The 22,505-nt window shown below is 55.7% G+C and carries 20 protein-coding genes; 7 read left to right on the top strand and 13 right to left on the bottom strand.

Going from position 1 to position 22,505, the window contains the following annotated elements; all coding sequences use genetic code 11:
- Window positions 1-43: 43 nt before the first annotated feature.
- Window positions 44-1,024, top strand: coding sequence for a LacI family DNA-binding transcriptional regulator (locus AC2A1E_RS20025; RefSeq protein WP_484385215.1), 981 nt, complete (start codon window positions 44-46; stop codon window positions 1,022-1,024).
- A 317-nt stretch (window positions 1,025-1,341) separates the two neighbouring features.
- Complete coding sequence (gene tsgA, locus AC2A1E_RS20020; RefSeq protein ID WP_484385214.1) at window positions 1,342-2,526, top strand: MFS transporter TsgA; 1,185 nt, start codon at window positions 1,342-1,344, stop codon at window positions 2,524-2,526.
- A gap of 66 nt (window positions 2,527-2,592) precedes the next feature.
- Here the strand turns inward: tsgA and AC2A1E_RS20015 are convergent, their stop codons facing one another.
- Window positions 2,593-3,861: a cytosine deaminase gene (locus AC2A1E_RS20015; protein ID WP_484385239.1), complete on the bottom strand. Its 1,269-nt coding sequence runs from the start codon at window positions 3,859-3,861 to the stop codon at window positions 2,593-2,595.
- A 304-nt stretch (window positions 3,862-4,165) separates the two neighbouring features.
- On the opposite strand from AC2A1E_RS20015, the gene nirB reads away from it, so the two are divergent.
- The 4 genes from nirB (at window position 4,166) to cysG (ending at window position 9,532) form a co-directional block, all read left to right on the top strand.
- Window positions 4,166-6,715 carry a nitrite reductase large subunit NirB gene (gene nirB, locus AC2A1E_RS20010; RefSeq protein ID WP_484385213.1) on the top strand — a complete coding sequence of 850 codons (2,550 nt, stop codon included), beginning with the start codon at window positions 4,166-4,168 and terminating at the stop codon, window positions 6,713-6,715.
- Window positions 6,712-7,041, top strand: a complete 330-nt coding sequence (nirD, locus tag AC2A1E_RS20005) for a nitrite reductase small subunit NirD (RefSeq protein WP_484385212.1) — start codon at window positions 6,712-6,714, stop codon at window positions 7,039-7,041. The genes nirB and nirD overlap by 4 nt, the downstream gene beginning before the upstream one ends.
- Before the next feature lie 84 nt (window positions 7,042-7,125).
- Window positions 7,126-7,926: a nitrite transporter NirC gene (nirC, locus tag AC2A1E_RS20000; RefSeq protein ID WP_484385211.1), complete on the top strand. Its 801-nt coding sequence runs from the start codon at window positions 7,126-7,128 to the stop codon at window positions 7,924-7,926.
- Window positions 7,927-8,128: 202 nt separating this feature from the next.
- Window positions 8,129-9,532, top strand: coding sequence for a siroheme synthase CysG (gene cysG / locus AC2A1E_RS19995; protein WP_484385210.1), 1,404 nt, complete (start codon window positions 8,129-8,131; stop codon window positions 9,530-9,532).
- A 116-nt stretch (window positions 9,533-9,648) separates the two neighbouring features.
- Here cysG and trpS read toward each other — a convergent pair whose 3' ends face one another.
- The 12 genes from trpS to pilM form a co-directional block, all read right to left on the bottom strand.
- Window positions 9,649-10,653 (bottom strand): tryptophan--tRNA ligase, encoded by a 1,005-nt coding sequence (trpS, locus tag AC2A1E_RS19990; protein WP_484385209.1) that lies wholly within the window; start codon window positions 10,651-10,653, stop codon window positions 9,649-9,651.
- Window positions 10,646-11,353: a phosphoglycolate phosphatase gene (locus AC2A1E_RS19985; protein ID WP_484385208.1), complete on the bottom strand. Its 708-nt coding sequence runs from the start codon at window positions 11,351-11,353 to the stop codon at window positions 10,646-10,648. The genes trpS and AC2A1E_RS19985 overlap by 8 nt, the downstream gene beginning before the upstream one ends.
- Window positions 11,346-12,023, bottom strand: coding sequence for a ribulose-phosphate 3-epimerase (gene rpe, locus AC2A1E_RS19980; RefSeq protein WP_459400399.1), 678 nt, complete (start codon window positions 12,021-12,023; stop codon window positions 11,346-11,348). Before rpe ends, AC2A1E_RS19985 begins: the two co-directional genes overlap by 8 nt.
- A 29-nt stretch (window positions 12,024-12,052) precedes the next feature.
- On the bottom strand, window positions 12,053-12,892 hold the full coding sequence (gene dam / locus AC2A1E_RS19975; RefSeq protein ID WP_484385207.1) for an adenine-specific DNA-methyltransferase: 840 nt from the start codon (window positions 12,890-12,892) through the stop codon (window positions 12,053-12,055).
- A gap of 84 nt (window positions 12,893-12,976) precedes the next feature.
- Entirely contained in the window at window positions 12,977-13,957 is a 981-nt protein-coding gene (locus tag AC2A1E_RS19970) for an SPOR domain-containing protein (RefSeq protein ID WP_484385206.1), read from the bottom strand.
- A gap of 160 nt (window positions 13,958-14,117) precedes the next feature.
- The gene (gene aroB, locus AC2A1E_RS19965; RefSeq protein ID WP_484385205.1) at window positions 14,118-15,215 is read right to left on the bottom strand and encodes a 3-dehydroquinate synthase; all 1,098 of its coding nucleotides are present in this window, start codon (window positions 15,213-15,215) and stop codon (window positions 14,118-14,120) included.
- 94 nt (window positions 15,216-15,309) lie between these two features.
- Window positions 15,310-15,831 carry a shikimate kinase AroK gene (aroK, locus tag AC2A1E_RS19960; protein WP_004391482.1) on the bottom strand — a complete coding sequence of 174 codons (522 nt, stop codon included), beginning with the start codon at window positions 15,829-15,831 and terminating at the stop codon, window positions 15,310-15,312.
- 472 nt (window positions 15,832-16,303) lie between these two features.
- A complete protein-coding gene (gene hofQ / locus AC2A1E_RS19955; protein WP_484385204.1) occupies window positions 16,304-17,563 on the bottom strand; it encodes a DNA uptake porin HofQ in 1,260 nt (419 codons plus the stop codon).
- Window positions 17,564-17,573: 10 nt separating this feature from the next.
- Window positions 17,574-17,918, bottom strand: coding sequence for a hypothetical protein (locus tag AC2A1E_RS19950; protein WP_484385203.1), 345 nt, complete (start codon window positions 17,916-17,918; stop codon window positions 17,574-17,576).
- Window positions 17,915-18,421, bottom strand: a complete 507-nt coding sequence (locus tag AC2A1E_RS19945; RefSeq protein ID WP_484385202.1) for a hypothetical protein — start codon at window positions 18,419-18,421, stop codon at window positions 17,915-17,917. The genes AC2A1E_RS19950 and AC2A1E_RS19945 overlap by 4 nt, the downstream gene beginning before the upstream one ends.
- On the bottom strand, window positions 18,414-18,950 hold the full coding sequence (locus tag AC2A1E_RS19940) for a PilN domain-containing protein (protein ID WP_484385201.1): 537 nt from the start codon (window positions 18,948-18,950) through the stop codon (window positions 18,414-18,416). Before AC2A1E_RS19940 ends, AC2A1E_RS19945 begins: the two co-directional genes overlap by 8 nt.
- Window positions 18,950-19,792: a type IV pilus biogenesis protein PilM gene (pilM, locus tag AC2A1E_RS19935; RefSeq protein WP_484385200.1), complete on the bottom strand. Its 843-nt coding sequence runs from the start codon at window positions 19,790-19,792 to the stop codon at window positions 18,950-18,952. Before pilM ends, AC2A1E_RS19940 begins: the two co-directional genes overlap by 1 nt.
- Window positions 19,793-19,913: 121 nt before the next feature.
- Here pilM and mrcA point away from each other — a divergent pair, with 121 nt between their 5' ends.
- A complete protein-coding gene (mrcA, locus tag AC2A1E_RS19930; RefSeq protein ID WP_484385199.1) occupies window positions 19,914-22,472 on the top strand; it encodes a peptidoglycan glycosyltransferase/peptidoglycan DD-transpeptidase MrcA in 2,559 nt (852 codons plus the stop codon).
- Window positions 22,473-22,505 lie beyond the last annotated feature (33 nt).

Below are 22,505 nucleotides of genomic sequence, written 5' to 3'. Positions count from 1 at the left end.
GAAGCTTGAAAAACCAAGGGGATACGTAATCAGGAGCAGAATAATGGTGACACTGGAAGATGTCGCAGCGTTAGCCGGAGTATCTCGTGCCACCGTGTCGCGCGTGGTCAATGGTGACAGCAACGTTAAACCCCTCACCCGTGAGAAAGTGGCCAAAGCCGTGGCCGCCCTGGGCTACACGCCCAACCCGGCGGCCAGGGCGCTGGCCTCCAGCCACAGCAACACGCTGGGCCTGGTCACCACCTCTTACCGCGGTGGTTTTTTTGGTGCGCTGATGGATTTTGTGCAAACCGAGGCAGAATCACAGGGTAAACAGCTGCTGGTCACCCAAGGCCGTAACAGCGCAGAGAACGAACTGCTGGCGATTCAACGCCTGTTCAACCTGCGCTGCGACGGCGTGATCCTGCACGTGCGTTTTCTTTCTGACGATCAACTCCGCCAGTTAGCCGCAGAACAGCGCCACTTTGTGTTGCTGGATCGTCTGGTGCCGGGCTTGGAAGATCGCTGCATTACGTTTGATCACGTACGCGCCAGCCAGATGGCGACACAAGAGCTGATCGATGCCGGTCATCGGCGCATCGCCTGCATCAGCGGACCACCGCAGCGCGCCTCGAGCCAACTGCGGCTACAGGGTTTCCTTAACGCCATGCAGGCCGCCAATCTACCACCGGTGGATTGCTTGGCAGGGGTTTACGATCTGAAAAGCGGTTATGACTGTGCCGACCAGTTGCTGCGCCGTGAAATACTGCCAAGCGCCATTTATTGCTGTAACGAAGAGATGGCCATCGGTGCCCTGTTGGCGATTAATGAGCACCGCCTGCGCGTGCCGCAAGATATCGCGCTGATTTGCTATGACAGCGGCGAGCGCGCGCCTTTTGTCCGCCCGGCCCTGACCAGCGTGCATTTCCCGATCACCGAGATGGCGCAATATGCCACTCGCCGGTTGATCGATCCGCTCACGGCTGCTGTAACCTTTGAGCCGATGATCGTGCGCCGTGATTCGATCGTGCCAGTCGCAGGTTAGATCACAAGGATATCTTTTAACTTTCATCTCTTGCATCAAAAAGCAGACAACCATCACAAAAACTCCCGTTGGCTATGCTAGGATCCGCTTCCTGGTGGTTCTCGCGGGATTTTCTCTGTCGCTGTAGAGAAACATGCGGCCTTATGCCAGTGTTATACCCAAAATAATTCGAGTTGCTTGTAGGCGGCAACGGAACGAAGCCCCAGGAGCTTACTCGAGTAAGTGACTGGGGTGAGTGAGGGCAGCCAACACCCAAGCAACTTGAAGTATGACGGGTATAAACCTCAACCGAAACAGTCATCAATCAGGCCTATACAATGAATGACAGCAACCGCATCCGGCTAACATGGATCAGCTTCTTTTCTTACGCGCTGACCGGAGCTTTAGTGATCGTCACAGGGATGGTGATGGGCAACATTGCAGAATATTTCAATCTGCCAGTGTCCAGCATGAGTAACACCTTTACCTTTCTTAACGCCGGTATTCTGATTTCGATCTTCCTCAATGCCTGGCTGATGGAAATCATCCCGTTGAAACGTCAGTTGCTGTTTGGTTTTGTCCTGATGCTGCTGGCGGTTGCCGGGCTGATGGTCAGCAAAAGCCTGGCCCTGTTCTCACTGTGCATGTTTGTGCTTGGCGTGGTCAGCGGCATTACCATGTCGATCGGCACCTTCCTGATCACCCATATGTACGCTGGCCGCCAGCGCGGTTCACGCCTGCTGTTCACCGATTCGTTCTTCAGCATGGCCGGGATGATTTTCCCGATCGTCGCCGCCATGTTGCTGGCCCGCAGCATTGGCTGGTATTGGGTTTATGCCTGCATTGGCCTGCTGTACGTTGCGATCTTCGTGTTAACCCTGTGCTCTGAGTTCCCGGTACTGGGCAACAAAGGGCAGAAAAGCGCTGAACCGGTCGTGAAAGAGAAATGGGGTATCGGCGTGTTGTTCCTGTCGATCGCCGCACTGTGCTATATCCTTGGCCAACTGGGCTTTATCCAGTGGGTACCGGAATACGCCACCAAATCCTTCGGCATGGATATCAGTCAGGCGGGTAAGCTGGTGAGCGATTTCTGGACGTCCTATATGATCGGCATGTGGGTGTTCAGCTTTATCCTGCGCTTCTTTGATCTGCAACGCATCGTGACCGTGCTGGCGGCGTTGGCCACCGGCGCGATGTACCTGTTTGTCAGCAGTGATAATCCGCAGCACCTGAGCTACTTCATCATGGCTTTAGGTTTTGTTTCCAGCGCCATCTACACCACGCTTATCACCCTCGGTTCGCTGCAAACTAAAGTTTCCTCACCGAAACTGGTCAACTTTATCCTGACCTGCGGCACTATCGGCACCATGCTGACCTTTGTGGTGACCGGCCCGCTGGTGGCCAAAGGCGGCGCACATGCGGCGCTGACCGCCGCTAACGGCCTGTATCTGGCGGTGTTTGTGATGTGTCTGCTGCTGGGCTTTGTCACTAAGCACCGCAGCCATGGGCATGCAACGCACTGATCGGCAAAGATCACCCTCTCCTTCGAGGAGAGGGGAAGGCCACAGAACTCAAGCCCTTCACTCCGCTTAGCGCCGAAAATCTACCTTTTCCTCAGCTTGCAGATACAGCGTGGTAGTTGCCGGTTGGGTTGCAGCAATTATCGCGCCGTGGCGAATGGAATAGCGCACCGGCGTTTGGCGGCGCACCGCGTCAAAGCCGTTTTCCGCAGGCAGGATCACCAGGTTGGCACTGTTGCCCACCTTCAGACCGTAATCCTGCAAATGCATGGTCCGCGCGCTGTGAGTGGTGATCAGCTTCAGCCCATCATTGATTTGGCCATAACCCATCAGTTGGCAAACGTGCAGCCCCATATGCAGCACCTGTAACATATTGGCGGTGCCGAGCGGATACCAGGGATCGAACACGTCATCATGACCAAAGCAGACGTTGATGCCCGCTTCTAGCATCTCTTTCACCCGCGTAATGCCACGCCGTTTAGGGTAAGTATCGAAACGCCCTTGCAGATGAATATTCACCAGCGGATTGGCAACAAAGTTAATCCCAGACATCTTCAGCAGGCGGAACAGGCGCGAGGTGTAGGCCCCGTTGTAGGAGTGCATCGCCGTGGTATGGCTGGCGGTAACCTTGCTGCCCATTTCCAACTTCAGCGCCAAGGCCGCCACGGTTTCGACAAAGCGCGATTGTTCATCGTCGATCTCATCGCAATGCACATCCACCAGCCGGTCGTACTTCTGCGCCAGAGCGAAAGCCTTATGCAGTGACTCCACGCCATATTCGCGGGTGAATTCAAAATGCGGGATCGCCCCAACCACGTCGGCCCCCAGGCGCAACGCCTGTTCCAACAACGCTTCGCCGTTGGGATAAGACAGGATCCCTTCCTGTGGGAAAGCCACAATTTGCAGCGTCACCCAAGGTGCAACTTCCTGTTTCACTTCCAGCATTGCGCGCAGTGCAGTCAACGTAGGATCGGAAACATCAACGTGAGTACGCACATACTGCACACCGTTGGCGATCTGCCATTTCAGCGTCTGCCAGGCGCGCTGCTTCACGTCCTCGTGGGTCAGCAATGCCTTGCGCTCGGCCCAACGTTCAATGCCTTCAAACAACGTGCCCGACTGATTCCAGGCAGGCTGCCCGGCGGTTTGGGTGGTATCCAGATGAATATGCGGTTCGACAAACGCGGGCAGTGCCAAACCGCCCTCGGCATCCAGAGCATCGCTACGCCGCTCCAACCCACTCGGTTGCGGAATGATATGAGTAATACGCCCCTGCTCAAACGCCAACTGCCATAACCCTTCCTGCCCACTCAGGCGCAGGTTATCGATAAACTTCACGGGATGATTTGCCACCTTGCCACCTCTGTTCGGCCAAACGTTCTCTTCATCATACGGATGCCGGTGGTGGCTGACAAAACGGCGAAATGTTTATAACCTCGCCAGCGGTTAGCAAATTACTCATTCCGTCATTAACTGCCTCGATTCAGCTAAAGTTGAACAAAAACCACAACTTAACAAATATTTATAAAAATCATGCATATACCACATTAGAGGTATATGAAAGGCGAATTGATTTGTATCAATAAATCGATGTCAGGGAGGAATAAGGTACGCCTAGGAAATCAGAATTTTTGAGGCAATAATGAGCAGAGTTAAACTCGCTGTCATCGGCAACGGCATGGTCGGCCACCGATTTATCGAAGATCTGCTGGAGAAGGCAGATAAAGACCAGTTTGAAATTACCATCTTTTGTGAAGAACCCCGTATCGCCTACGATCGCGTACATCTCTCCTCCTACTTTTCTCACCATACTGCCGAAGAGCTTTCGCTGGTGCGCGAAGGCTTTTACGAAAAACAGGGCGTAAAAGTGCTGGTGGGCGAACGCGCCATCACCATTAACCGCGCGGAGAAGGTGATCCACTCCAACACTGGCCGCACGGTGTATTACGACAAACTGGTTATGGCCACCGGCTCCTACCCGTGGATCCCGCCGATCAAAGGCTCTGAAAGCCAAGACTGCTTCGTTTACCGCACCATTGAAGATTTGAACGCCATCGAGTCCTGTGCACGCCGCAGCAAACGCGGCGCGGTGGTTGGTGGTGGCCTGCTCGGCCTGGAAGCCGCCGGAGCACTGAAAAGCCTGGGCGTGGAAACTCACGTGATCGAATTCGCCCCGATGCTGATGGCCGAACAGCTCGATCCGATGGGGGGCGATCAGCTGCGCCGCAAGATCGAGCGCATGGGCGTTAAAGTTCATACCGGCAAAAACACCACCGAGATCGTCAACGGCGGGCAAAGCGCGCGCAAAACCATGCACTTTGCCGACGGCAGCGAGCTGCAAGTCGATTTCATCGTCTTCTCCACCGGCATCCGCCCGCAAGACAAACTGGCGCACCAATGTGGGCTGGCAACGGCTCCGCGCGGCGGCATTGCGATTAACGATAGCTGCCAGACCTCCGATCCGGATGTCTACGCCATCGGGGAATGTGCCTCATGGCGCGAGCGCACCTTCGGGCTGGTCGCTCCGGGTTACAAGATGGCGCAGGTCACTGCCGATCATCTGCTAAGCCGCGAGAACGCCTTCCAGGGCGCAGATATGAGCGCCAAGCTGAAACTGCTGGGCGTTGACGTTGGCGGTATCGGCGATGCCCATGCGCGCACCGCAGGCGCACGCAGCTACGTCTATCTGGACGAGAGCAAAGAGGTCTACAAACGTCTGGTAGTTAGCGCAGACAACAAAACCCTGCTCGGCGCGGTGTTGGTCGGTGACACCAGCGACTACGGCAACCTGTTGCAGCTTGCACTGAACAGCATCGAACTGCCGGAAAACCCGGACAGCCTGATCCTGCCCGCCCATGCGGGCAGTAAACCGGCGATCGGTGTCGATTCGCTGCCGGAAACCGCGCAGATCTGCTCCTGCTTTGACGTCACTAAAGGCGACATTATCAAAGCGGTGAATCTGGGTTGCCACACCGTGGCGGCCATCAAGTCTGAAACCAAAGCCGGAACCGGCTGCGGCGGCTGCGTTCCGCTGATCACCCAGGTGCTGAACGCCGAACTGAGCAAGCAGGGCATCGAGGTGAATAACCACCTGTGCGAGCACTTTGCCTATTCGCGCCAGGAGCTGTACCACCTGATCCGCGTCGAAGGCATTAAAACCTTTGCGGAGCTGCTGGCAAAATACGGCAAAGGCTACGGCTGCGAAGTGTGTAAACCCACCGTCGGTTCGCTGCTGGCGTCCTGCTGGAATGAGTATGTGCTCACACCGCAACACACGCCGCTGCAAGACACCAACGATAACTTCCTGGGCAACATCCAGAAAGATGGCACCTATTCGGTGATCCCACGCTCTGCCGGTGGTGAAATCACGCCGGAAGGTCTGATCGCCGTCGGCCAGATCGCTAAAGACTATAACCTGTACACCAAGATGACCGGTTCAATGCGTATCGGCATGTTCGGCGCGCAGAAGGACGACCTACCAGCCATCTGGAGCAGGCTGATCGCCGCCGGTTTCGAAACCGGTCACGCCTATGCCAAAGCGCTGCGTATGGCGAAAACCTGCGTCGGCAGCACCTGGTGCCGTTTCGGCGTCGGCGATAGCGTCGGTTTTGGCGTACAGCTTGAACACCGCTACAAAGGCATCCGCACCCCGCACAAAATGAAGTTCGGCGTTTCTGGCTGCACCCGTGAATGTGCAGAAGCACAGGGGAAAGACGTCGGTATTATTGCCACCGAAAACGGCTGGAACCTGTACGTATGCGGCAACGGCGGAATGAAACCGCGCCATGCCGATCTGCTGGCGGCAGATCTCGACAGCGATACGCTGATGCGCTACCTCGACCGCTTTATGATGTTCTACATCCGCACCGGCGATAAATTGCAGCGCACGTCGGTCTGGCTGGAAAGCCTGGAAGGCGGCATCGATTATCTGCGCAAGGTGATCATCGACGACAAACTGGGGATCAACGATCAGTTGGAAGCCGAAATCACCCGCCTGCGCAGCGCGGTGATCTGCGAGTGGAAAGCCACCGTTGAGGATCCTGCTGCTCAAGTGCGTTTTTCTCACTTCATCAACAGCAGCCAGCGCGACCCGAACGTGCAGGTGGTGCCAGAACGCGAACAGCACCGCCCGGCGCGGCCGGATGAGCGCATCCCCGTTAAGCTTCTGGAAACTGAGGAGAGCAACGCATGAGCCAGTGGATTTCCGTTTGCCCGATCGCCGATATCCTGCCCGGTACCGGTGTGTGTGCATTGATTGGCGAGCAACAGGTGGCCATCTTCCGCCCCCGCGCCGATGAACAACTGTATGCCATCAGCAATATCGACCCGTTCGCTCAGGCCAGCGTGCTGTCACGCGGCCTGATTGCCGAGCATCAGGGTGAACTGTGGGTAGCCAGCCCGCTGAAGAAACAGCATTTCCGCCTGCACGATGGCCGGTGTATGGAGGACGAAAGCCGTTCCGTGGCCAGTTTCACCAGCCGGGTCGTCGATGGCATGGTGCAAGTGGCAGCTCAGTAATACTCCCCCCTCTCCTCGAAAGAGAGGAGAGGGGTTATCGCCTATTGCCTTTAAACTTTTTGTTTTTACTTTCCAGGGAAATCTATGTTTACCGATACCATCAACAAATCTGCTGCCAACGCAGCGCGCATCGTCAAACTGGCGCAAGAGAGCCCGCTTGGCTTCTGGATCAGTTCAGCCATGGCCGGTGCCTATGTCGGCCTTGGCATCATTCTGATCTTCACTCTGGGTAATCTGGTAGATCCGTCGATCCGCCCATTGGTAATGGGCGCCACCTTTGGCATTGCACTGACGCTGGTGATCATCGCCGGTTCCGAACTGTTCACCGGCCACACCATGTTCCTGACGCTCGGTGTGAAAGCGGGCACCATCAAACAGAGCCAAATGTGGGCCGTGTTGCCGCAAACCTGGCTGGGCAACCTGCTCGGTTCGGTGCTGGTGGCGCTGATGTACTACTACGGCGGCGGTAGCCTGTTGCCGGTCGACACCAGCCTGGTCCATACCGCAGCGCTGGCGAAAACCACCGCCCCGGCAGAAGTGTTGTTCTTTAAAGGGGTACTGTGTAACTGGCTGGTTTGTTTGGCGATCTGGATGGCGCTGCGCGTTGAAGGTGCTGCCAAGTTCATTGCCATCTGGTGGTGTTTATTGGCGTTTATCGCTTCCGGCTACGAACACTCGATTGCCAACATGACGCTGTTTGCCCTCTCCTGGTTCGGCAATCATAGCGAAGCCTATACCCTGAGCGGTATCGGCCATAACCTGCTGTGGGTAACGCTGGGGAATACGCTGTCTGGTGCAGTCCTGATGGGCCTCGGTTACTGGTATGCCACACCGCGTGCGCAACGCCCGCAGGCTGCAAACGCCGCCGTTCGCCAAACCGCTTAATCAAGCAAGGGCGAGTTATCGCCCCGCAGACTGCTGACAAAGCTGGTTATTAGGGGGAGCGTGCCGAAGGGGTCGTAACGGCGTAAGCCGTCGGAGTGCCCCTCGGTGCGCTAGACCCGAGTATCTCGGGCTAGAAGGCGACTTTGTCATCAACCTAAGGGGCGAGTTATCGCCCCGTTAGCCACTTCCCCAAGGATTGCCGATGGATTACTTACCGATTTTCTGCCAACTGCAACATAAAGCCTGCCTGCTGGTCGGCGGTGGGGAAGTCGCCGAACGCAAGGCGCGCCTGCTGCTGGATGCCGGAGCCCGGCTGACGGTCAATGCCTGTCAGTTCAATGAACAGTTTCTGGCCTGGGCCGCACAGGGGCAGGTCACGCTGGTGGAAGGTGAGTTCTATGCCGAACTGCTGGCAGAAAAATGGCTGGTGATCGCCGCTACCGATCGGCTACAAGTGAATGCTCTGGTCTATCAGTGTGCCAATCAGCAGCGGGTATTTTGCAACGTGGTGGACGATCCGAAACGCGCCAGCTTTATCATGCCGTCGATTATCGATCGCTCTCCGCTGATGGTCGCCGTCTCTTCCGGCGGCAAAGCCCCGGTGCTGGCACGCCTGCTGCGGGAAAAGTTGGAGGCAATGCTGCCACAGCACCTCGGCAAACTAGCTCAGTTGGGCGGTTCGCTGCGCCAACGGGTAAAACAGCGGTTTAGCGAGATCGGTGCGCGCCGCCGTTTCTGGGAAAGGCTGTTCGCTCACGTTCGGCTGGCGCAATCGCTGGCTAACCATGATGCTGCTTTGGTTGATCAACAGGTTGAGCAGCTATTTGTGCATCAGCCGGAAGAACATGGCGAAGTGGTATTGGTGGGTGCCGGGCCGGGCGATGCCGGGTTACTGACGCTGAAAGGCCTACAGCAGATCCAGCAGGCCGACGTGGTGGTTTACGATCGCCTGGTTTCTGACGAGGTGATGGCGCTGGTGCGCCGCGATGCGCAGCTAATCTTCGTGGGTAAACGTGCCGGGCACCACTGTGTGCCGCAAGAGCATATCAATCAGATCCTGCTGGAACAGGCTCAACAGGGTAAGCGCGTGGTCAGGCTGAAAGGTGGCGATCCGTTTATTTTCGGCCGCGGCGGTGAAGAACTGGAAACCTTGGCCGAAGCGGGTATTCCGTTCTCGGTGGTGCCAGGGATTACCGCCGCCTCTGGCTGTTCCGCCTACAGCGGCATTCCCCTGACCCATCGCGATCACGCACAAAGCGTGCGACTAGTGACCGGCCACGCCAAGGCCGATGGCGGGCTCGACTGGGCCACGCTGGCCGCCGGGCAACAAACTCTGGTGTTTTATATGGGGCTGGCGCAGGCAGCAGAGATCGAGCAGCAACTGATAGCACATGGTATGGCAGCGAGTACACCGATCGCATTGGTGGAAAATGGCACATCCCCCCGCCAACGGGTGATCGAAGGGGAACTGGATCGGTTGGGAGTGCTTGCGCAACAGGCCGCCAGCCCGAGCCTGATTATCGTTGGCAGCGTGGTCAGCCTGCGCAGCAAGCTGAACTGGTTCTCAAGCCGGGAACTGCCGGGAAATCTTAGCAAAATGGCGTAAAAAAAGCGGCCATTCACTGAATGTTAACGCCCCGAAAAAGCCGGTGTGAGGGATTTGTAGCACGATGATACCCCTCACCCTAGCCCTCTCCCCAAGGAGAGGGAATGGGTGAGCGACTACGGATGTGGCACAAAACCTACCGCTTCATACACTTTCGCCAGCGTTTCCTGCGCGCGAGCACGGGCTTTTGTCGCACCATCACGCATCACCTGTTGCAGGAATGCCTCATCATTGCGGAAGCAATGATAACGCTCCTGCAGTTCACTCAGCATGCCGGACACCGCCTCTGCGACCGCCCCCTTCAGGTGACCATACATCTGGCCTGCAAATTCCGTTTCCAACTGGGCAATACTCTTGCCGGTGACGCCAGACAAGATATCCAGCAGGTTGGAGACGCCCGCTTTGTTCGCCACGTCGTAACGGATGACCGGTGGCTCTTCCGAGTCGGTCATCGCACGTTTGATTTTTTTAGTCACCGCGCTCGGATCTTCCAGCAGGCCGATCACGTTGTTGCGGTTATCATCCGACTTGGACATCTTCTTAGTCGGTTCTTGCAGTGACATCACGCGCGCGCCAGACTTGGGAATAAAGGGTTCTGGTACTTTGAACACGTCGCCGTACAGGGCATTGAAGCGCTGGCCAATATCGCGGCTCAGTTCCAGATGCTGTTTCTGATCTTCACCCACCGGCACCTGGTTGGTCTGATACAGTAAAATGTCCGCTGCCATCAGCACCGGATAGCTGAATAGACCAGCGTTGATGTTTTCGGCATAGCGTGCCGATTTGTCTTTAAACTGGGTCATACGGCTCAGTTCGCCGAAATAGGTATAGCAGTTGAGCACCCAGCTCAGTTGCGAATGTTCTGGCACATGGGACTGAACAAAAATGGTGCTTTTTGCCGGGTCAATACCGCAGGCCAGGTACAGCGCCAGCGTATCCAGCGTGGCTTTACGCAGTTTTTCCGCATCCTGACGCGCGGTAATTGCATGCAGGTCAACGATGCAGTAAATGCAGTCATAATCATCCTGCATTTGAACCCACTGACGCAGCGCACCCATGTAGTTGCCAATGGTCAGTTCACCAGACGGCTGCGCGCCGCTAAATACGATGGGCTTACTCATGATTAAATTCCTGATTCTCTAAAGATGACAGCCCGAGAGCGGGCAACAAATCGGCAAAGCGCTCCAACACGCGGTCGGGATGGCTCAGGGCGATCGCTTCACCGTAGTTATATCCGTAAGTCAGGCCAACGCTCGGGCAACCTGCCGCCTGCGCCGCCTGAATATCATTGCATGAATCACCGACGAACAACACCTCGCCAGCCCGTAGGCCGAGCTTGCCGAATACCAGATACAACGGTGCGGGATGCGGTTTTTTCGCCACCACATCATCGCCACCAATAATCAGCGAGAAAGTATCGATAATACCGAGCTCAGTCAGCAACGGAGCCACAAAGGGCGTCGGCTTGTTGGTCACCAGCGCCATCGGGTAGCCCAGTTCAGCCAAGCGGCCAAGGGTGGCTTTCACCTGCGGGAACAGACGGCTGCCGCTGCTCACGGTTTGTGCATAGAAATGGTCAAAACGCTCACGCATCTGCTGGCAATGCTCCGGCGTGTCCGCCGCTTCCGCCCAGCGCAGCGCACGTTGCACGAGAACATCCGCGCCATTGCCGATCCAGGTGCCGACTCGCGCCTCACCGGCCTGCGGTAAGCCCATTTCTGCCAGCGCCAGATCGATAGCCGCCGCCAGCCCTGGAGCACTGTCAACCAGCGTGCCGTCCAGATCAAAAGCCAGGCCGCGAATGGCGCTAAAATCAGCCATGATTCACCTTCGCCAGCTCACGACGCATTTCGTCAATCACCGCGCGGTAATCCGGCTTGCCAAAAATAGCGGAACCGGCGACGAACATGTCGGCACCTGCGGCGGCGATCTCGGCAATGTTGTCCACCTTGACCCCACCGTCGACTTCCAGACGAATATCAAACCCGCTGTCGTCGATCAGTTTGCGCACCTGACGCAGCTTATCCAGCGTGCCAGGGATAAACGACTGGCCACCAAAACCGGGGTTAACCGACATCAGCAGGATCACATCGAGTTTATCCATCACATAATCGAGATAGCTCAGCGACGTGGCCGGGTTAAACACCAAACCGGCCTTACAGCCGTGTTCTTTGATCAGTTGGAGGGTGCGATCAACGTGTTCGGAGGCTTCGGGATGGAAAGAGATATACGTCGCACCGGCTTTGGCGAAGTCCGGCACAATGCGATCGACCGGCTTGACCATCAGATGAACGTCGATAGGTGCTGTGATGCCGTAATTGCGCAGCGCTTCGCAGACCATCGGCCCAATCGTCAGATTGGGAACATAGTGGTTATCCATCACGTCAAAGTGCACCACGTCGCTACCGGCAGCCAGCACTTTGGCAGTATCTTCACCTAACCGGGCAAAATCTGCCGACAGAATGGACGGGGCAATCAAAAACTTTTTCATCCGCTTCTCCAAACGTAGGGTTCGAGTTGTTATACGTCGGGGCGCAACCCCGGCTTAGCGATATATAGAGCCAAAAGTTCGTTCACTTTACTGCGGCCGAGGATATTACGGCTGATCGTCCGGCGTGCCGACACTTCAAAGAATTCAGCATGCTGATACCAGTCGCGTGTCAGTTCGGTATCATGATTGGAAATCAATACCGGTACCTGATTTTCCACCGACAGTTGATGCGCCAGTTGCGCCAGCCCTTGCTGATCGGCAATGCTGAAGCTGTTGGTATGATAGGCGGTAAAATTCGCCGTCGCCGAAAGCGGTGCATAAGGCGGATCGCAATACACTACCGCGCCACGCGTTGCCTTGGCCATGGTATCGCGGTAATGCTCGCAGACGAAAGTGGCATTGCGGGATTTTTCAGCAAACCAGTACAGTTCATCTTCCGGAAAGTACGGCTTCTTATAACGCCCGAACGGGACGTTAAACTCACCACGCAGGTTATACCGGCACAGGCCGTTATAACAGTGACGGTTCAGATAGAGGAACAGCTGCGCCCGACGATAAGCATCGTCGCTTGCATTAAACTCTTCGCGCAACAGGTAAAACTGTTCCGAGACATTGTATTCATCGGCGAACAGGATGCGGGCATCGCGCACGAAGTCATCCGTGCGCAGCTTAACGATGTTATACAGATTAATAAGATCGCTGTTGATGTCGGCGAGAATATAGGCATCGTATTGCGTGTTCAAAAAGACTGAACCCGCACCCACGAAGGGCTCGATTAGGCAGTCGCCCGCTGGCAGATGACGACGGATCTCGTCAACCAGCGGGTATTTTCCACCAGCCCATTTTAAAAAAGCGCGGTTTTTCTTCATGCCGTCAGTTAGCTACTTATACAATTCAGAGCGGCGGATTGTACTCTGTTTCAGACAGCACATCAGCGCACAAAATTAAATGGTTTATTTTTTAAGATCTTGCTGTACTTGATGTACAGGCCGGACCCATGGTTTTTTCGCCTGAACCTCTGCCGGTAACGTCGCAACTGCGCGCTTCGCATCCGCCGAAGAAGCATAGTTACCGCTCACCAACACGAACCACGGCTTACCGTCGCGTTTGGTTTCATACACGGTAAAGTTCTGTAGATTTTGCTGTTTGGCGAAAGCCTTCAGCGTATCAGAACGAGAAGCACTGCTCAGTTGCAGCGTGTAATGACTACCCGGTGCCGCTGTAATGGAACCCGCGCTACCGCTCACCACACCGCTTTTTACCGCTGCCGGTGGTGTATAAACCGTGGTGGTCGTTGCAGAAGGTTTAGCTGCGGTTTTTGCCGGTGTTTTACGCTGCTGTGCCGCTGGAGTGGCATTGTTATGCGTCGGACGCGTGGTTTCTCGCGCACCTGCACCACTCATCACGGTTGCTGGCGCGGTTGGCAACCCGGAAACCGGGGCGTTCAGACTCTGCGCGGCAGCATCAACCTGATTCTGCTGCGATGACAGTGCGTCAGTCATGTTGCCCGGCAGTTCGACACGCTGTTGCGCACCACCCTGTGGCGGCATTGGCTGTGCTTCGCTTGGTGTGCTGGAAATAGGCGGAACACTGATGTTTTGTGGCTGCTGCGGCTGAGCCTGACCAACACCGTTGTTATCGTGGGTATCGGTAGTGCCACCTGGAACACCATTGTTACTGGTAGTCAGCGACGAAGAACCCGACAGGTTGATATCACGGGCTGCACCCTGCTGCGCCGTCTCATGCTGGGTCGGTGCTTTCAACGCCGATCCGATACCCAGGATCAGCACCAGCAGAACCAGAATACCGACACCAATCATCAAATGCTGACGCGATAAGGAAAAACTCGGCCCTGTTGCTGGGCGCCGCGAACGTGAAGGACGGCGATCGCTAGCATCAGGTCTGAGATCGTCTTCCGGTTTAAACTCGTCCATCTGAAATCCTCCAACTAGAGGCAAAAGCCCGCCACCCTGAACCCGGTATGGTTCGAGACTATTAACCCGATGATGGCAAAGCGATGCTCGTATTGCTTTGCACATTAATTAGTAACAGATGCAAACAGCGGCTAAGCCACTGTCAGTTATTCCGATTTACTCACGCGTGTTGCAACGGCAGGCAATCCGCAATTGCAGCCAACACTATATCACGTGCCACACCACCGCGAACTTCCGCTTCACCCATCGCCGTCGGTAATACCAAACGCAGTTCCCCTGCCAACACTTTCTTGTCGCGCATCATATGCGGCAGATAGGACTCAGGCGTCATTTCCTGCGGCCCGCACACGGGCAACCCGGCACGTAACAACAGCGCTTTGATACGTTCAATATCGGCGGCAGAAAACTGGCCCAGGCGGCGCGCGGTATGTGCGGCCATCATCATGCCAGCAGCCACGGCTTCACCGTGCAACCATACACCGTAGCCCATTTCAGCTTCAATGGCATGGCCGTAAGTATGGCCCAGATTGAGCAGCGCGCGCAGGCCGCTTTCGCGTTCATCGGCGGCGACCACTTCAGCCTTCAATTCGCAGCAGCGACGGATGCAGTACGCCAACGCGTCCATATCCAATGCCACCAGCGCATCAATATTATTTTCCAGCCAGACGAAGAAATCACCGTCGAGAATAATCCCGTACTTGATCACTTCCGCCAGACCAGAGGAAAGTTCACGCGCCGGTAAGGTTCGCAAGCAATCGAGATCTACCACCACCGCAGCGGGTTGGTAGAAGGCGCCGATCATGTTTTTACCGAGCGGGTGATTGACGGCGGTTTTACCGCCAACGGAGGAGTCCACCTGCGAGAGCAGCGTGGTAGGAACCTGGATAAAACGCACACCGCGTTGATAGCACGCCGCGGCAAAGCCAGTCAGATCGCCAACCACGCCACCGCCGAGGGCGATAAGCGTGGTGTCGCGACCGTGTGGCTTTTCCAGCAGCGCCGAGAACACTTGCTCAAGTACGGCAAGGGATTTGTACTGTTCGCCATCAGGCAGTATCACCTGATCCACCACTACACCGCCCTGCTCCAGCACCTTACGGACAGGCTCCAGATACAGCGGAGCCAGGGTCTGGTTGGTGACCAGCATGACCTGTTCACCCGCCTTTAGCGGCATAAAAGAAGCCGGATCGTTAAACAATCCGGCGGCTATGGTAATCGGGTAGCTACGCTCCCCAAGCGTTACGGTAATTCTCTCCATGTCGCGCTCAGTTCTCGGTGTGGTTTGTCCCCGCCAACGCGGGGAACACAATCAGAATTTCCGCATTTGCCCGTAGCCAACGCGGAAACCGCTATCAGTTACTTTCCAGCATGTTGATTATCTGGTTGGCAACCACTTTAGCGCTTTGATCGTCTGTGCGGATAGTAACATCTGCAATTTCTTCGTATAACGGATTGCGCTCTTTAGCCAGCGCTTCCAGCACTTCACGCGGAGGAGAATCAACCTGCAACAGCGGACGCTTTTTGTCACGCTGGGTACGGGCCAATTGCTTCTCGATAGTGGTTTCCAAATAGACCACGACACCACGCGCCGACAGGCGGTTACGCGTTTCACGCGACTTAACCGAGCCCCCGCCGGTAGCCAGCACGATCCCCTGCTTTTCCGTCAGTTCATTAATGACTTTTTCTTCACGATCGCGGAAGCCTTCTTCCCCTTCCACGTCGAATACCCAGCCCACGTCAGCTCCGGTACGTCGCTCAATTTCTTGATCAGAGTCGAAAAACTCCATATTGAGTTGCTGAGCTAACTGACGGCCAATAGTGCTTTTGCCGGCACCCATAGGCCCAACCAGAAAGATATTGCGTTTCTCTGCCATGTTTTTCGGTATTACTAAGACAATTCGTTAATGATAACCCGCCCCGCCAATCAAATTAGCGGCGGGACCTAAACTGAAACCTCATAAGCGATAGTGCGAGATCAGACGAAAAATTATCTCAACACTCTTGGTAGTTTGGCAACCGAATAAATCGCTATCCACGCCGCAGGAGGGAAACCATACGTTTTTAACGGCGTCTTAATACCCTATGGATTTCGAGTTACAGCCAGGCAGCAAGCGTAGACGCCTCAGAAGCTTACCAAGGTAAGTGACTGGGGGATTACGTGCAGCCAACAGCACTGTAGCTTGAAAGACGCCGGGTATAGCATTAACAAAAAAACCTCGGAGCCTAATTCGGTAACCCTTGTAAGCTAAATCGGCCGCAGCGTCAAACGCAGATGCCCCAAGGCGAGAAAAAAAGTCTATCTGACCATTAACTTTCGCCTTTTTCGTTGGCAGCGGCCCCGGTAGATCAGACCTTGATCAGCGTTGGAGTAATAAATATCACCAGCTCACGCCTTTTATGCTGTTTGCTGCTGTGTTTGAACAACGATCCCAGCCATGGCACGTCCCCCACGCCTGGAACTTTGTTAGCGCCATTCACATTTTGCTGCTGAAATATACCACCCAATACAATGGTTTCACCGTTTTTTACCGTCACTTGAGTTTTGATTTCCTGCTTGTCGATAGCCAACGCCTCCCCGGCCCCCTGTTTTATCGAGCGGCCAGGCATGTTCTGGCTGATTTGCAACGTTAACGTAATACGGCCATTGGGCAGGATTTTGGGCGTAACTTCCATTCCTAATACCGCCTCTTTAAACTCTACCGAGGTCGCGCCACTGGTGCCGCTCGCGACCTCGTAGGGGATTTCCGTGCCCTGTTTGATACTGGCGGTTTGCTGGTGTGCCGTCAGCAGGCGTGGGCTGGCGATGATTTCCACCTCATTTTCCTGTTCCAGCGCCGACAGCTCCAGATCCAGAATACGCCCACTAATGCGCGCCAGATGAAAACCGGCCGTTGCCGCGCTGTTTTCCACCGGCAAACCCACGCTGAAATTATCTATCCGTAAAGACTGCGCAGGTTTTTCGTCTGATAACAATCCCCAGCGCACGCCAAGTTCCCGCAGGTTTTCACTGCTGATGGTGACAATATGTGCCGCCAGTTGCACCTGTTCCAGTGGTGTATCCATATCCGCCACCCAGGCTTTCATCTGAGCGAGAGCCGATGTGGTATCACGCAGCAATAACGCATTAGTGCGCTTATCGACTACCACGCTACCGCGCTCGGTCAGCAACTTGCCGCGCTGGCTATCCAGGCTCTGGGCAATCTCTCCAGCATCGGCATTTTGCAGCGAGATCGTCAGGTTCTCCAAGGGCAGTTGTTGCGCCAGTACCTGCTGCCGACGCTGCTGCTCCTGCTCGTCCGGTTCGGGGAAAACCAGCATCACATTGCCATCGAGAGTCATCGTCAGTTTCCCCATACGCAACACCACCGCCAGCGCCTGCCGCCAAGGAACATTCTCCAGGCGCAGCGTCAGATTGCCATCTACGCCCTCGGCTGCAACCATATTCAGTTGCTGATATTCCGCCAAGGCCTGTAAAACCAGACTGACCGGCGTATCGTGAAACTCTAGAGAGACCGGTTTTTCCTGCTGGACTTCCTGCTTTACTTCCCCCATCACCATGAAGGGAAACGCCAGCAACAGCGCCACCAGCCAATGACATCTTTTCATTTCCATTTCCTTATGGTTTGCCCAACGTCAGAACAATATTGCCCGTGGCTGGGGGGCAAACGCGCTCCGTGCCAACTTCGCTGAACTCAAGCTGTCGCGCCTGAATTTGCACCACCTGCCAGAGCCCATCCAACAACCTCTGCTGTGGCTGTAACCTTAACCACTGCCCTTGCGAGGTGATCAGCCAGCCATGACGCAAGCCAGGTTCACCAATAGTGCCCTTTAGCTGCCAATTGGCCGGTGAAACGGCCGATGAAACACAGGACACAACCAGAGGCTGTTGGAACGGATCGCGCTCTTGCACAGCCCAAACGGGAGTGGAGAGCATCAGCCATAGCCAATATTCTTTCCTCATTCACTCCTCCCTTCTGCTGCGAGCAAAATCAGTTGGGTAATCAGCCCTTCCGGTTGCTTTTCGATCGCCATCTGGCTAATACGCAGCGTGGGAGACAAACCTTCCAGCAAGCGCAATAACCCAGGGTAATCTATCTGCAACTTCGCGATTTGCTGTGCGGGCTGCTCCTGCTGTTGCCAACGCAACAACACACCACCTATCTGATAGAGCTTGCTACCAAAGCTTTCCGGCTCTGCGGGTAACGCCAAGGTCTGATCCTGCAGACGCTGTTTCAACTCCTCCAATACCGGTAAGCGAGTCAGTTGCTGCTGACGTTCGACAATCTCTACCTCCAGGCGCTGCTGTTGCGTGCGTAGATGTTCCAGATGTTGCCATTCACCGTATACCAACAACGCGCTGGTCAGCAGTATCAGGCCGATCAAGAACAGCCATTGAACCACCAGCAGTTGCCAGCCGGGCCGGTTGAGCCAAGGCTTGATCCAATCCGGCAGCGGTTTATCCATCTTTCCCCCAACGCGCCGTTAGGGTGAAGGCCAATATCCCGTTTTTATGCTGTGTCACCTCCGCCAAACGATGACTTTCCAACAAAGGCGAAGCAGCCAAGCGCTGTTCAAACAGGGTAATTGCGGCGTACTGCCCACTGAAACCGCGCAAAGAGATGCCCTGTGCATTCTCTTCCAACGCTGTCAGCCATAGCTCGTCGGGTATCACTGCCGAGAGTTGTTGCAGTAAAGACAGATAACGTCGGTTATGTATTTCATTCTGCTGGCGACGTGTCTCTTCAGTCGTTAACCGCGCCAGCGCTGCCATCACCTGCTGCGTCTGCTGGATCCTGCCAGCCAGTACTTGCTGCTGTTGCGTCAGCGTCTGCAAAGTGCTCTGTTGCTGCGCATGTTGATAACGCAGCAGCAAGAAAGCCGTGACCGGAAGGGCCAAGGCAACCAACAGCTGGATGCTGAACACTCGCAGCCAAAATCCGTAGCGCTGCCGTTGTGCCCTGAGGCGCCAAGGTAAAAGATTGACCTGATACATCAGCGATCCTCACGGCGTAAAGCCAGCCCGCCTGCCAGAACAAAAGCCGTGGGCTGTGCTGGCAACGGAGGATGCAAGTGGCTGAAAGCGGTGAAAGGCGACCAGGACACAACTCCGGCAGGCAAGGCTTCGTCTAAGACACTGCTGTAATACACCGGCTTGTCGCCCAGAGCCGGGCAGGCCATACGCATGGCGGCCAGCGCCTGCTGCGTACTCTCGATCTCACCGACAGGCACTACGCCGTAGGCAAATGGCGTACTGCGCGGAGCCACCCACAGCCACTCCTGTTCCAGACGATGCAGCAGGCCCGCGTCGCGTGTCAGGCCAGCAAAAGCCGCCATAGCACACAGAACGCTGGGAGTAATATCAATGACCTGCGGCTGAAGATCGGCTTCTTGCAGGCAGTGCAGCCACTGCTGGAGCTCTTGTTGGCGAGCGGCGGTGAGCAACAAGTGATTGGTATTCGGCGGGGCGATACGGTAATCCATCGCCAGGGTCTGGCTGTCGAGCGGGAATTGTTTCAGCCCCTGAGTGGTGATGTAGTCATGGCGGACCGGCTCCCGCAAGCGATAATCCGGTAACGGCAACCGGTGTTGTAGAACCCGTTGCGCAGGCAAAGCAATGCGTAAGGAAATATGTCTTGGTAACCGAATACGCCACTGCTTTAGCAGGGTGATCAACATTTCGGATTTCTCAATACAACCGTCGCGTAGCACCGGCTGAGGCAGCGCCTGTTGCCACCAATGACGCAGTTGCCAACCGCTGCGGCGATGCTGTGCCGCCAATGCCCTCACACAGTTGCTCTGTATATCCAGGCCTACCTGCCATGCTTGAGAGAACATATTTCACCCCGCTTCCGTATCGTCAAATGATAAAAGAACATATCCATGTCGCAGGCTTGCCTTTATACTACCGCGCGGTTGTTTATAAACTGCCCAAATGACATGAAATGGGAAATCTCAGGTGAAGTTCGTAAAGTATTTTCTAATCCTTGCAGTGTGTTGCATCTTGCTGGGAGCAGCCTCGATTTTTGGCTTGTACAAATATGTCGAGCCACAGCTGCCCGACGTCGCAACGCTAAAAGACGTGCGGCTGCAAATTCCAATGCAGGTTTACAGTGCCGATGGCGAACTGATCGCTCAATTCGGTGAGAAGCGTCGTATCCCTCTCAAGCTGGATCAAATTCCACCGGTGATGGTGCATGCCTTCATCGCCACAGAGGACAGCCGTTTCTATGAACACCATGGTGTTGACCCGGTCGGTATCTTCCGTGCCGCGTCTGTCGCCCTGGTTTCTGGCCGAGCGTCACAAGGTGCCAGTACCATCACCCAACAGTTGGCAAGAAACTTCTTCTTGAGCCCGGAACGCACCCTGATGCGTAAGCTCAAAGAGGTTTTCTTGGCGATACGCATTGAACAGATGCTATCCAAAGACGAAATTCTTGAGCTGTATCTGAACAAAATCTACTTAGGCTACCGCGCTTACGGCGTCGGGGCGGCCGCGCAGGTTTACTTCGGCAAGGACGTCAGCCAGCTCAGCTTAAGCGAAATGGCCACCATCGCCGGTCTGCCTAAGGCACCGTCGACCTTCAACCCGCTGTACTCGCACGATCGTGCCGTTGCGCGCCGCAACGTGGTGCTGTCGCGTATGCTGGATGAGCATTACATCACGCAGGCGCAATACGATCAGGCCCGCAGTGAGGAACTGGTCGCTCACTACCATGCGCCGGAAATCAGCTTCTCTGCGCCCTATCTTGCTGAGATGGTGCGTCAGGAAATGATCACGCGTTACGGTGAGAACGCTTATACCGACGGTTACAAGGTTTACACCACCATCACCAAGAAACTGCAGTTGGCAGCGCAGGAGGCGGTGCGTAACAACGTACTGGACTACGACATGCGCCACGGCTACCGCGGCCCGTCGAACGTCCTGTGGAAAGTGGGTGAAGCGGCTTGGGATCAGAAACAGATTGTCGATTCCCTGAAAAATCTGCCGAGCTACGGCCCGCTAGCGCCAGCGGTAGTTACCCAGGCCGACGTCAATCAGGCCACGGCGATATTGGCTGATGGCAGCAGCATTGCGTTGCCGATGTCCGGTATGCGCTGGGCACGCCCGTTCAAATCCGACAATCAGCAGGGCCCAACGCCGAAGCGCGTCACCGACGTGGTTCAGGCGGGTCAGCAGGTGTGGGTGCGCAAAGTGAATGATAACTGGTGGCTGTCGCAGGTGCCGGATGTCAACTCGGCGCTGGTCTCTATCGATCCGAACAACGGTGCCGTCAAAGCGCTGGTCGGCGGCTTCGATTTCAACCAGAGCAAGTTCAATCGCGTGACTCAGGCGCTGCGTCAGGTTGGTTCCAATATCAAACCGTTCCTGTATACAGCAGCGATGGATAAGGGCCTGACGCTGGCAACCATCCTCAACGATCTGCCCATCACCCGCTGGGATGCCGGTGCCGGCACTGATTGGCGGCCGAAAAACTCACCGCCAACCTATGACGGCCCAATCCGTTTGCGTCAGGGCCTGGGGCAGTCGAAGAATGTGGTGATGGTACGTGCTATGCGTGCAATGGGCGTTGATTACGCGGCAGAATACCTGCAGCGTTTCGGCTTCCCGGCACAGAACATTGTGCATTCGGAGTCACTGGCGCTGGGCTCGGCCTCCTTCACTCCGTTGCAGGTGGTGCGTGGTTACGCAGTGCTGGCTAATGGCGGTTATCTGGTTGACCCCTACTTCATCACCAAGATTGAAGACGACAGCGGCAAAGCCCTGTTTGAAATCAAGCCGAAAGTGGTGTGTGAAAGCTGCAATCTGCCGGTGATCTACGGCGATACGCAGCGTGCGGCGATGCTTTCTGATGATAACGTTGAAAACGTGGCGGTATCGCAGGAAAACAGCAACGCCACTGTGCCAATGCCACAGTTGGAGCAGGTCACGCCAACCCAGGTACAGCAGGATAACGATCAGCAGTATGCACCGCACGTGATCAGTACGCCTCTGGCGTTCCTGATGCGCGATGCGCTCAATAGCAATATCTTCGGTGAGCCGGGTTGGATGGGCACCGGCTGGCGTGCCGGGCGCGATCTGAAACGCCGTGATATCGGGGGTAAAACCGGGACCACCAACAGTTCAAAAGACGCCTGGTTCTCCGGTTATGGCCCGGATACCGTGACGTCGGTCTGGATTGGTTTCGACGATCATCGCCGCGATCTGGGGCGTGCAACCGCTTCTGGTGCGATTGAGGATCAGATCTCCGGTGGCGAAGGTGGCGCGAAGAGTGCGCAACCGGCGTGGGATGACTTTATGAAAGTGGCACTGGACGGCGTTCCAGAGCAGAAGGTCACACCACCACCGGGCATTGTCAGCGTAACCATCGACAAGAGCACTGGCAAGCTGTCCAATGGCGGCGGTGGCAGCCGTTCCGAGTTCTTTATCAATGGCACCCAGCCAACAGGATACTCAGTGCATGACGCCGGTACCACCTTGACAGACCCCGGCGGTGAAAGCCACGAACTGTTCTAAACATAAAAACGGCCAGAGTAATCTGGCCGTTTT

Source organism: Serratia sp. HNCC26DJ206, assembly GCF_057180605.1.
This window is presented reverse-complemented; position numbering and strand designations above follow the sequence as displayed.